Below are 12,575 nucleotides of genomic sequence, written 5' to 3'. Positions count from 1 at the left end.
GTTGGCAAATATTGAGTTCGTATGGTGGTGGCTAGTTGTTCTATTGCCACTGCCGCTAGTTATTCATCGTATTTTACCTCCGGTAAAGGAAAGGGCAGCCATACAGTTGCCCTACTTACCTCAACAAAATACCGTCGCACCGCCTAAACAATGGTTGGGCAAACTGTTAGCCGTATTGATCTGGCTATGCCTGATTGCCGCTGTTTGTCGCCCGGTTTGGTATGGCGACCCTGTCACCACTTCGCCAAAACATCGCGACATGATGTTGGTTGTCGATCTCTCTTACTCAATGAGCCAAGAGGATATGAAATCCGACGGCGATTACATTGACAGGCTCACAGCGGTTAAAAAGGTTTTGAGTGATTTCATCAGCAAGCGCGAGGGCGACAGGCTGGGCTTGATCTTTTTTGCTGATCACGCTTATTTGCAGACACCGCTGACTTTAGACCGCCAGACAATCAGCCAGCAATTAAATCAAGCCATACTAAGATTGATCGGTACAAAGACCGCAATTGGCGAAGGTATTGGCCTCGCAACCAAAACCTTTATAGATAGCGACGCACCCCAGCGTGTAATGATTTTACTCAGTGATGGTAGTAACACCTCTGGTGTTCTTGACCCGATTGAAGCCGCCAAAATTGCTAAGAAGTACAACGCGACCATCTACACTGTGGGTGTTGGCGCAGGCGAAATGATGGTGAAAGAGTTCTTCCTCACCCGCAAAGTTAACACTGCTCAAGATCTGGATGAAAAGAGCTTGATGGAGATTGCCAAAATCACTGGCGGTCAATATTTCCGTGCTCGTGATGAAAAAGAACTCGCGACCATTTATGACACCATCAACGCACTGGAGCCAATTAGTCAGGCAACTCAGACTTGGCGTCCACAAACTGAGTGGTTTGGCTATCCACTAGCAGTTGCGCTGCTTTTGTCTGTCATTTTGTTTATCGTAAGGAGAGACCATGTCTGATTTCGAGTTCCTTACTCCTTTATGGCTTTTAGCACTTGTTCCCCTAGCCGCAATTCTATTTTGGCTTGCAACCCATAAACAAAGCCAAGGGCTTATCGCCAACCATATAGCCAGTGCGCTGGGAATCGAAAATCGCAACAAAACCAAGTCTGTTCTCTTATTGATAGCGCTTAGTTGGTTAATTGCTGTAATTGCTTTAGCGGGGCCAAGTTTCGAGAAACAAACACGCCCAAGCTACACCAATAGCAACGCACGTATTCTGGTCATGGATATGTCTTTGTCACTGTACGCGACGGATATTAAACCCAATCGCTTAACTCAAGCTCGTTACAAAGCGCTCGACTTACTTAAAGGTTGGACAGAAGGCAGCACAGGCTTAGTCGCTTATGCTGGTGATGCGTACACAGTTAGCCCGCTGACTAGCGATAGTGCAACCATCGCTAACTTGCTGCCTAATTTATCCCCTGACATCATGCCTTATCAGGGAGCCAATGCCGCATCAGGTGTGAAACTGGCTATTGAGATGCTTAGAAACGCAGGGATGGCACGCGGTGAACTCATCCTGCTTACCGATGATCTTGATGAGCAAGAACAATCAGGCATCGAAAATGAACTATCTGGTACACAGTTTAAGCTAGTGATATTGGGCATTGGTACGGCTTCTGGTGCGCCAATTACACTCAGTGATGGTTCACTTCTGAAAACCGACAATGGACAAACCGTCGTTGCCAAAACCAACTTTGAAACCATGCAGTCTCTGGCGAAAAACGTCAGCGGTGTTTTCACGCCATACCAAGCGAATGGTCAAGATGTTGCACGTATCTTGTCTGAACAAGGTTTGAAGCAAGATGTGAGCAAGAAAGACGATAAAAAGACGCTGACTGAAAACGTCAACAATGGCTATTGGCTACTTCCTCTGTTGATCGTGCCCGCATTACTACTTTTCCGCTGTGGGCTGATCTTTGTTGCAGTTCTCTCCACAGGATTCAGTGTCATGTCGCCAGATGCAAGCGCCGCATCTTGGCTAAATAGTGGTTCACCTTGGAAGAACAGCAATCAACAAGCGATGGAAGCCTTTAATAACAAAGATTATCAAACTGCCAGCGAGCAATTTACCGATCCGGAATGGCAAGGTGTCGCTCGTTATCAGAACAAAGATTATAAAGGCGCAATTGAGAGCTTTTCTAAAGTAGAAAACCCCTCTTCGAGAACACAATACAATCTTGCCAATGCGTATGCTCAAAATGGTGATTTGGAAAAAGCCAAAGCGCTATATCAACAGGTGTTGCAGCAAGATCCAAACAACCAAGATGCTAAAAGCAATCTCGATGTTGTTGAAAAAGCCCTGCAACAGCAACAGCAACAGCAACAGCAACAGCAACAGCAACAGCAACAGCAACAGCAACAGCAACAGCAGTCTCAATCGGGTTCGGATTCTGGTCAATCGCAAAACAACGAATCACAGCAGCAGGATTCACAGTCGCCACAACAAAACGTTGCGCAACAGTCGCAAGATCAGAAACAAGCAAACTCTCAAGACGATAAGTCACAAGGCCAACAGAGTAAGGATTCTGCACAAGACAACCAAGATGCAGACAAAAATGCAAACAGTGGAAAAGAATCCACTCAACAAACCGATGCTCAAGCCAAAGCCCAAAGCAACAAACAAGACGAACAATCAGAGCAGGATTCGCAGCCTGATGAAAAACCGACAACGGCAACCTCAACGACAACTGAAAATATCGATCCTGAATTAAGGAAGCTGGAAAAAGTTGAAAGCGCTCGCGACCCAAGTCAGCTATTGCGTGCTCAATTGATTATTCAGGCTAACAGTAAACAGCCTCCACAAACTGATGGTAAAAAGTGGTAATGATGAACGTATTACATTCTCCATTCGCTAGTTCCCCGCGATTTGCATACATCTCTCGCTTAGGACGACTTGCTCTATTCTTAGCTATTGCAGCTCTTAGTTTGAATAGCTTTTCAGTTCAAGCGGCATCCTTTTATGCAAGCGTCAGTAAGAACAAAGTCGTAAAAAACGAAGTTTTTCAGCTACGAGTAGTAAGTGATCAAAAAGCCTCATCAGACGATATTGATTTCACCGTATTAAGCAGTGATTTCCTGTTGGGACGCCCGAGTTTTGGTTCATCAATCAATATCATTAACGGTACGCGCAGTAACAAAAGCGAATGGACAATTTCACTCGCAGCCACGCATATAGGTATTGTTACGATTCCGAGCTTTGAACTCAACGGACAAAAAACTCAGCCAATCGCGATTCAGGTAGCACAAGACGAACAAGCGCCAGAGGTTAATGACTTGGTTGAAGTGCAAACTCAACTATCAACAACCGAACTCTATCCGAATGAAAGCGCATTGCTGAAAGCTCGCTTAATCATCAAAGCAGACCCACGTCGTTTGCAAAATCCAACCGTCGCTCCACCAGCCGTTGAAGGGCTTGAACTTAACGCTGCCAGTGAAGCCAATCAGTATCAAACGGTGTTAGACGGCGTAGAAGTGACTGTCGTCGATCAGGATTTTCGTATCACAGCAAAAGAAGCTGGGACTTATCAACTCAATGAGCCAGTTTTCAAAGGCACCATTGTCTACGGTAGCAACTACAGCGGTGGCACCCGATTGGTTCCTATTGAAACTAAAGCGAAGACATATTCGATTACCGTCAATCCTAAACCGTCAAACTATCAGGGTATTTGGCTCCCTACGAGTAAGTTGAGCCTGACTCAAAAATGGACGGACAGTCAGGGAAATGCATTTTCTGGCGACAGCTACAAAACTCAGGTTGGCGAATCCATCACCCGCGAAGTGAACCTGCAAGTGGCGGGACTAACCCAAGAACAGTTGCCAAACATTAAGCTCAGCTACCCTACTTCGCTAAGTATTTACGATGAGAAACCTCAATTCACAACGCTGGATAACGGAGACGTTGTGATGACAGTGAAACAGGTACTTATCCCACGTCAAAGTGGCGATATTGCTTTGCCTGAAATAACTGTGGATTGGTGGAACACCACAGCAAAACAACAACAAGCGAGTAAAGTTTCAGGGCTTACCTTAAACGTTAAACAAAATGATACCCCACTGGTTGCGGCTCCTACTCCTGTCCAACCCACAACAAAAGTGGAAACCATCACTGTTAAAGATGCGGGCTTCTGGCCTTATTTAACTGCGTTGTTCGCGGTACTTTGGGTGATCACTGGTGTGCTTGCATGGCGTTTTAAATCATCAGCGTCAGACCAATCAACCTCCACAGAAACAACAAGCTCAAGCGAACATCAGGCTGTCAAAAATGCCTTGTCTGGCAAGGTTGATGGCATTGCTATGAGTGCTGCGATAAAAGCTTGGCTAAACACTGTAGTACTAGAAGAGCAAGAACAGGTAGCGATCAATCAAGCGCTGAATGATATCAATCAGGCACTCTATTCTTCGACACCTCAAGAGATCAAAACGGACGAACTTGAAAAGTTAGTTGAACGTATTCAAAAACATCAGGCAAAGCGCAGTAAAGTTAAACCCGTAACCCTTGCTAAACTCTAATCTAGGAGCTTCGGTCATCTTGACTTAAAGGTGACTGACCATAAAAAGAAAAAGATCAATGTGCCATTGAAAGATGGCACAATACTCAGAAATAACGCAACAGATCGGCGCTCCATTCATGTTAGAAAAAGAAAACCTCATCAAACTTGCACGCATTCAAATGCCCTTTGGCAAATACGCAGGCCGAGTACTGATTGATCTACCCGAAGAATACCTGTTGTGGTTTGATAAGAAAGGCTGGCCCGCAGGCGAGCTAGGTCAATTGCTTCAACTCTGTCTGGCACTAAAAATCGAAGGGTTGGACAGTGTGGTAAAACCTTTAAAACGAATGTGAGTTCCCCGAGTAAACCGCTCAGCCTCCTCCAGACTTAAAACTCAGACAATAGCGGTTTAATGATGAGAAGCAAACTCAGCAGAAACATTTTAACTTAAGGCAAAGCGGGTCAATTAACCCGCTTTGCCTTAATTAGATTTCCTCGTGTTTATGTACCAAGCCGAAGTCTTCAAGAACCGAATAGGCCGCCGGGATCATAAATAACACCAACAAGGTTGAAGCAAAAATTCCGAACACAATAGAGATGACTAAAGGTTGAATGACCTGAGCTTGCAAGCTGGTTTCAGTCAATATAGGGAGTAAACCCGCAGCCGTGGTCATCGAAGTCAAGAACACCGCTCTGAAACGCTCTCGGCTTGCTTTCACCACAGAGTCGTGAACGCTATCACCTTCATCGACGTGATGACGTATATACTGCACTAGCAAGATCGAATCGTTAACCACGATGCCCGCTAGTGAAACAAAACCTAACAAACTAGGCATGCTCAGTGAGTGACCGAGCAATATGTGTCCCCAAACCACGCCAATGAAAGCTAATGGGATCGCAAGCATAACGACTACGGGCTCGAGATAACTACGGAACTGATAACTAAGTATGACAAACACACCGAACAGACCGAGTAAGAAACCTTTGCCCATTGATGCGCCAGTTTCAGCGGTATCTTTGGTTTGGCCTTCAAAATCGAAACGTAACCCTGGGTATTTCGCCATCAGTTTAGATGCTTCTTCACGTTGGAATTGAGCGATGATCGCAGTTGAGCTGGCTTTGGTACTGTCGACATCACCAAATACACTAATGGTTCTAAGGCCATCAATACGTTGGATTCGGACATAATTACGTTGAAAATCTAACGTTGCGATGGTTGCCAGTGGTATCTGACTACCATCTGACATGATGATTGGGAAATTTGCCAACTGTTGTAAGTCGCCCGCTTGAATTTTATCGAGACGCACTTCAATTGAGATGTTTTCGACACCAACCTGAATTTCATCAGCGGTCTGACCAAAAAAGGCCGCACGTAACTGATTAGCAACCAACTGACCATTGATACCGTAAGTTTCAGCGCCTGGGCGAAGTTTGACTAGCACCTCTTCTTTACCCATACGCATATCGTCAAGCACGCCATGTACCCCATCGAATTCGTTGAGATACTGCTGAATATCTATTGAAGCCGCTTTGAGTTCATCGAGATCATCATGTTTGGCGCGAATTTCAATCGCACGCCCACCCGGCCCCATGGTTGGTTGTTTAAAGACCAGCGAAATGGGATCAGCCAGTTCACCAATATCTTGACGCCAAGCGGTGATGAACTCATCAATCACGGTATTGCGGCTTTCTGCACCGAGTAGATCAAGTCGAACGGTGGCGATATGTGGTCCCGACTCGTCAGCGTCAGCATTGGCATTAAACTGACTGGTTATATGCTCAATTAGTGGAACACCGTTTTCAACATCTCGTGTCCATTCTTTGTTTAGCTTCTGAGCAGACGCAACGAGCTTGCCAACCACGGCCTCAGTTTGAGACAGTGATGACCCAGGGGGCAGAATGATGCGTGCTTCGGCGATATCACCGTCTAACTCCGGGAAAGGCTGAAACTTGAGTAAACCTCCAGCTATAGTAGCTACGGAAATCAGAAGTAGTGTAAGAATCCCACCGATAAAGGCGTAACGAAACTCAACCACTTTCTCCACGGCGTTGACTAGAGTTGTATTGCGAAAGTTCTCAAAACCATCAAGGAGTTTCTTTTTAAATTTTGCAGGTGGTTTTTCATTCTTCTCTTTATGCAGTGAATGCGATAAATGGTTAGGAAGAATTAGAAAAGCTTCAACTAAACTCAGCATCAGAACGAGAATCAGCACTTGTGGAACAGCTTTGAGCACAGCCCCCATTTCGCCTTGCAAAAACAACAAGCTACCGAAAATACACACAGTGGTAAGGAAAGAAGAAACAACCCCAGGAAGGACTTTCTTCACTCCTTTAATGACGGCATTATCGACATCTTCCCCCCTATCAAGGTGAGAGGCAATGGATTCGGCAATCACAATCGCATCGTCCATCATAATACCGACCGCCATCAGCAGGCCGACAAGAGACATGACGTTAATTGACAGCCCGAGTTGCGCCATCAGGAATAAACCACCAAGGAAAGCAACGGGTAAGCCAGCTGCAACCCAGAAGGAATAACGAAAACTAAAGAACAGCCACATGGTTGCGAACACCAGTATGATACCTTGCCAACCATTATTAAACATCATGCTTAAGCGGTCCCACAGTACAGACGAGATATCATTAGTCATTTCTAGTCTGACACCATCAGGAGCGATTGCTTGTTGCTGCTCAACGAACTGAGCGACGCGCTCTTTGATTCTAAGCGCATCATCTTCTTTGTTCTTACTCACTTTGAGCAGGGCTGAAGGGTGACCATCGAAAAGAACTTTTTGTTCATCTAATTCGAAGCGGTCGGTAATCGTAGCAATGTCTTTAAGTCGAATCTGTGAGCCGTTTGCTCCAGAGCCAATGACGATCAGTTCAAGTTGCTCCGGTGATATGCGCCTGTCATCAAAACGGATAAGAAAGTTCTTGTCTGGTGTTTCAATATAACCACTTGGTAACTTAATGTTCTGACGACCAATTTGAGTGGCAATGTCGCCGACACTCAAGCCAAGTTGACGCATGGCTTTCGAGTCCAATTCGACACGAAACTGGTGATCAGAAAACCCCGCTATATTAACCAGAGAAACGTCGTAATCGAGCTTTAATGTACGCTTAAGCTGTTCTGCGTAAGCTTTCAATTCCGGCCATGTAGTATCTGCGGTGATAGCCACGTCCACCACAGGTTCATTCCAGTCCAATTCCTGTACCACTGGAGATTCAATCTCTTGTGGAAAATCATTGATCGAGTTGATCTGGGTTTGCACATCGACCAACATTCGTCCGATGTCAGCTTTATCGTTAAGCTTTAGGATTAGTCTTGCCGAGCCCTCAACCGCTTCACATTGCGTTTCTTCGATATTCGCAAGACCGTCAACTGCATCTTCCATTCGAACACAAATGCTCTCTTCTACTTCTTGTGGAGACGCGCCGGGGTAGACCACGCCTGCCATTATGTAAGCAGGATCGAATGCAGGGAAAGTCTCGCGCTTAATGTTGGATAACGATGTCACCCCCAATACAAGCAAACACAACATCAGCAAGTTGGCTGCGGTTGGATGTTTGGCAAAGAATCGAATCATAGCGCTGACTCCTCGTGGCCTTTGTCAGCCTCTTTAAGCAGCATGCCGTTAATCGCTGGTAGCAGATCGTTGAGAATCAGCTTTTGCCCTTCTTCTAGGTCACCTTCTACCACGACTTGGTTGTCACGACGGTAGAGAACCGACACGGGTTCAATCACCAGCTTATTATCCTCATCCATCAAATAAATTTTATCGCCATGCAATGCTCGTTCAGGAATCACCCAGCTTGGATTCGGCTGCCCTTCGATAAACGCTCTGACGAACATGCCGTTGACAAGTGGAGGTCGCGAGCTTGGATTTAGCTGACGATAATCTTGTTGGATCTCCAGAATCACACCGACAGTGGCCTGATTTGGGTCTACGGTTTCGCTAACTCGGCTCACTTTCGCAGGCCAACTTGCCTTCATATTGCCGCTGCTAAATTCAATACTCGCGTCAATAAAGGTCATATCGGGTTGAGGAATGCCCGATTCATTGCGGTTAACTTTACCAATACTTGAGGCGAGCGTGCGCATGTCATGAATAGAAAGTTGAGCCTCAACTTCCATTATGTCCATACCGTGTGCGGTTACCATGGTTTGCTGCTGATTAACAACCTGATATTGCTCAATGTCAACTTGAGCAATACGTAGGTCATCGGGCAAAGTAATGATGGTTTTTTCCAGTGAACGATGCGCTTCTTCCACTTTAGATGAGTTAACTTTGACCAAAGCTTCGGCAACCCGTTTTTCGTCGGGCATCAAACCGATTTGATTTTCAATGTCGAGCACTAACTTGCGTTGTGAAAGTGCGCTTTGCTCTTGCTGATCGACATCTGATTGTGAAGTGAGCCCTTTCGTCCGTAAGTTTTGTTTACGTTCGAGCTCTTTGTTGGCGATCACTAAACGATTTCGCTCAATTTTAAGCGTCTGCTCTAGATTTCGCTCTTCTTGGCTTAGCCTAGCGAGAGAAGTTTGAGCAGAGCTGAGGTCCGCCTGTGCTTGGGCCAATTTAAGTTCGTAGTCGAGTGGATCGATACGCAGTATTTCTGTTCCGGCCTGAAGAATTTGGCCTTTTTCTAATTTAGGGTGTCGGTAGACGATTTTGCCCGTTACTTCTGCAATGGCTTTCCATTCAACCTTGGGCGCAATCTTGCCATAGCCAATGGCTTGTGGCGCTATAGCTTGGCGTTGCAACGGGACAGTTTCCACCAAACGTGCGCGATCGGCAGCAGGCTTAACGGGTAAATCAGGCTTGAGTTTTATGGCAAGTATTAACGTGATTATCCCTATGGCAAGTGCCGGAAAAAACAGTAATTTTTTATTGATTTTCATAAGTGTTAATCCTGCAAGTTTTTGGGTTGTAGCATGCCATCAGTCATCAGTTTTATGTTGTGTTCAAGCAGTCGGTTAAGGAAATCTTCTGAAAGCTCAATTCCATGGAGAGAAAGGAGCCCTGGCGGGGCAATAAATGGAAAGGCCATCAAGCTAAAATAGGAGACTTTACATAATTCAGGCTCAACATCAGGCTTTAAAATATTGCTGTTAACGAGCTTGTCAAACATCACCGTTTGCATGGGTTGACTGATATCGGCAAACACTTTTTCGAGCAGTTTGCGCTGAGTCTCCGAGGAATCCATGTGCATGATTTGAAACACTAAACGGGGAAACTGTGGAATTTTGTACATTTCATGATAGTAGGTTCGCATAATGTCGAGAAAGTTCTTTTGTGAACTGTCTTTGACCATCATGTGTATGCGCTCTTTCATAGGATTGATCGTTTCTCGTATCACCGTTTCAAATAGCCCTTCTTTGTTGCCAAAATAATAGTGAATCATCGCGATGTTCACGCCAGCTTGATTGGCAATTTGACGATTTGAAACTTTATCGTAAGGCATAGACGTGAACAGTTCACGAGCATGCTCGATAAGCTTTTGCCTAACGTCTATATTATTGTCCCTGGGACGACCTGCTTTTCTGTTATGGGTGGTCACACGTAAAGTCCCTTTAATTAAATGTCTGATTAATTATAGAGTGACGATGAAATTACGGATATGACAATAATTAAGCAATATTTACGTAAATGATTAATTTTTAAGATTTGATGGCAGTTCAATCCCAAGAGAGCGCCTATAGTTGCTGCCAATTAGCCTTACAGTCAACCACCATATTGCTGGGCTAACTCCAAAATATCTACTCGCCTTGTAGTATTAAAATTGCAAAGCTGAATGTAACCTAGCTTCAATTTTGGTGAAAACCAAAAATCACTTGCCATACCATCGATAGATAATCCACCATGGGTATATGAACTACCCTTATTGGTGCGAAAAATTACAAGACCATTAGAATAATGTTGAAGCCCTGACTTCCAAGTCGGTGCTTTGCCGTAAACAGGATCATCAGGGTTGAGAAATGAAACCCAAAGCTCTTTATCGGTTTTTGGAGTCATCAGGTGACTTATCCACTTAGCATAATCAGATAATGTGGTTTTTACCCCACTAGTACCTTGCGTCACGATATTGTTTTCAGTTGGACGATACACACCATCGCCAAAATCAATATATCCTGTCGCACTCCATTTAATCTCACCATTTAACTTTCCATGTATTGTTGTCGATTCCATGCCAAGTGGTTTAAATAACCTATCTTCGGCAAGTTTATTAAATTCAACACCACTTGCCTTCTCAACAATATCGGCCAATAACAGATAACCTGTATTACTATATATCGCTAAAGAGCCTGATTTAAAAATTGGAGAGTCCAAACCTTTCATCCAATTTACAACCGCTGTTGTCACTGTACCTTTGGGAATTGGTTGCCCTATAGTTAACCCACTAGCCAATTCTGATTCATTGACAAGTTGACGAATGACTCCATTCCTTGTTTCGATATCATTAATATAGTCAGGTAAACCACTTTGATGGTGGAGCAAGTGATAGAGCGTTATATCCTTGAACCAATCAGGGCCATCTTGGTAATATTTTTCAAGACTATCGGATCGGGAAAGCTTACCTTCACTTTCTAGTAATAACACCAATGAAGCAGTGATATGCTTGCTGTTAGAGCCAATGTTGAAGACTGTCTTTTTATCTATCGGAATATTGTACTTCAAGTTAGATTGGCCAAAATATCCCTCGTAGAGAAAACGGTTATTTTTTATGATCCCAACTGCACATCCTGGCGTTGTCTCGTTCAAATCACTAAAGCTTCTAACCAAATCACCATTGTCGTTACTCGTACAGCCTAACAAGAATAAAAAACCAATCACAAAACAAGTTTCTTTAAAAGCCTTCACACCTAATTCCTTACGATAGTAACAAGATAGCCTCAAAACCTTTCAAGTATCATCACTTCGAACGAGCAAAAGCATGACTCAAAATGCAGACATAATGCTAAGCCAAGAGACTGGAAACGCTATTACGTAAACTCAACTCATACTAAAAACGCCAAGCGTTCACAGTCCGTCTTAACATTTCAAAAATATGCATTTGATTGTATATATAAATTCACACCAAAAAGAAAACCCAATACACAAAAAACGAGTTTAAAGATCGGAAAAGTTTAATTCAGAGCGAATTTGTCCACCAAGTTAGGTAAAGAAACGCTGTATTTATCACAACAAATAAAATGTCCTTTCGACACCAACAAAACCTATTAAGAATATGGACCTTCAAAGCAAGATTTCAGAAAATAAATAAGCTTCAAATTTGAACAGAGAACATAACACCGTCATCACATAGACCACGGCAAAGTAAAAACCACGCGTTGCACCTTCTCTTGAACCTTTGTTATGTGTTTACTTGGGTAAATCGCTTTGAAAGCTCCTTTGACTTGCAATATCCAAGTGCTAAAGGATAAGCCTGATTACTTTCTGAGACATAGAAAAGAGCCGGGAAACCACTTACTTTTAAACGAGCTGCTATATATAAATGCTCCTGAAACTGCTGCTCTATTTCTTTCGATTTCAACTTGAGTGCAAACTGGCTTTCACTCAAATTGAGCGACTTAGCGCAGTCAATCAATGTTTGATTCAACGACGGATTTTTAGCTTCAAAGTAATAAGCTGATTGAATAGCCTTTACCATTTTCTCAGAGCTACTTTCTACCATGTTTTCAGCGGATATTACGGCCCTACAAGCTTGATATGTTGAACGATAAGGTATGTTCAACTCCCAGTAACTATGATTAAAAGTTACGTGAGACACCTTCTCTATTTGATACCAATAAGAAGAAATGGTTTCCTTCAGATTATCATCCATAGGCACATCATTATCAGGAGCTAGGCCCCCCATTATCCAGTCAACCTTTGCAGTAGGGTGCTTTTCCAAGAATTGTTCCAACTCAGGTTGAAAAGCAAAGCACCAAGCACACATAGGATCCATGACATAGATAAACCGCATTGCATTACTCTCCATTTTAGTGGGAACATCTCTGACACATACCTAACGCCGCTGTAACCGGCAAAAAATTGTTGGCTAAAATGTGTAGCGAGGCGTAACAGCCA

At 44.0% G+C, this 12,575-nt stretch carries 9 protein-coding genes; 4 read left to right on the top strand and 5 right to left on the bottom strand.

All coding sequences use genetic code 11. The features are described 5' to 3' along the window. The first annotated feature begins 1 nt into the window (after nt 1). From P4S58_RS16480 to P4S58_RS16465, 4 genes are all read left to right on the top strand, one after another. A complete protein-coding gene (locus P4S58_RS16480) occupies nt 2–970 on the top strand; it encodes a vWA domain-containing protein (protein WP_042481244.1) in 969 nt (322 codons plus the stop codon). After that, nucleotides 963–2,840, top strand: a complete 1,878-nt coding sequence (locus P4S58_RS16475; RefSeq protein WP_337164750.1) for a vWA domain-containing protein — start codon at nt 963–965, stop codon at nt 2,838–2,840. The genes P4S58_RS16480 and P4S58_RS16475 overlap by 8 nt, the downstream gene beginning before the upstream one ends. A gap of 2 nt (nt 2,841–2,842) precedes the next feature. Next, a complete protein-coding gene (locus tag P4S58_RS16470; protein WP_337164748.1) occupies nt 2,843–4,525 on the top strand; it encodes a BatD family protein in 1,683 nt (560 codons plus the stop codon). 118 nt (nt 4,526–4,643) lie between these two features. Further along, nucleotides 4,644–4,859, top strand: a complete 216-nt coding sequence (locus P4S58_RS16465; protein WP_042481593.1) for a DUF3820 family protein — start codon at nt 4,644–4,646, stop codon at nt 4,857–4,859. Between the two features lie 132 nt (nt 4,860–4,991). On the opposite strand, the gene P4S58_RS16460 is transcribed toward P4S58_RS16465, so the two are convergent. The 5 genes from P4S58_RS16460 to P4S58_RS16440 all read right to left on the bottom strand — a co-directional run bounded on the left by P4S58_RS16460 (nt 4,992) and on the right by P4S58_RS16440 (nt 12,471). Beyond that, a complete protein-coding gene (locus P4S58_RS16460) occupies nt 4,992–8,093 on the bottom strand; it encodes an efflux RND transporter permease subunit (RefSeq protein ID WP_337164747.1) in 3,102 nt (1,033 codons plus the stop codon). Next, complete coding sequence (locus tag P4S58_RS16455) at nt 8,090–9,406, bottom strand: efflux RND transporter periplasmic adaptor subunit (protein WP_337164745.1); 1,317 nt, start codon at nt 9,404–9,406, stop codon at nt 8,090–8,092. Before P4S58_RS16455 ends, P4S58_RS16460 begins: the two co-directional genes overlap by 4 nt. A gap of 5 nt (nt 9,407–9,411) precedes the next feature. Beyond that, complete coding sequence (locus P4S58_RS16450; RefSeq protein ID WP_337164743.1) at nt 9,412–10,065, bottom strand: TetR/AcrR family transcriptional regulator; 654 nt, start codon at nt 10,063–10,065, stop codon at nt 9,412–9,414. A 164-nt stretch (nt 10,066–10,229) separates the two neighbouring features. Continuing rightward, the gene (locus P4S58_RS16445) at nt 10,230–11,366 is read right to left on the bottom strand and encodes a serine hydrolase domain-containing protein (RefSeq protein ID WP_337164742.1); all 1,137 of its coding nucleotides are present in this window, start codon (nt 11,364–11,366) and stop codon (nt 10,230–10,232) included. 493 nt (nt 11,367–11,859) lie between these two features. Continuing rightward, nucleotides 11,860–12,471, bottom strand: coding sequence for a DsbA family protein (locus tag P4S58_RS16440; RefSeq protein WP_180980296.1), 612 nt, complete (start codon nt 12,469–12,471; stop codon nt 11,860–11,862). Nucleotides 12,472–12,575: the final 104 nt, after the last annotated feature.

The organism is Vibrio sp. Hal054 (genome assembly GCF_037162405.1).
Lineage (GTDB): Bacteria > Pseudomonadota > Gammaproteobacteria > Enterobacterales > Vibrionaceae > Vibrio > Vibrio diazotrophicus.
Note: the sequence above shows the minus strand (reverse complement) of the source record. Positions and strands in the feature narration are given on the sequence as shown.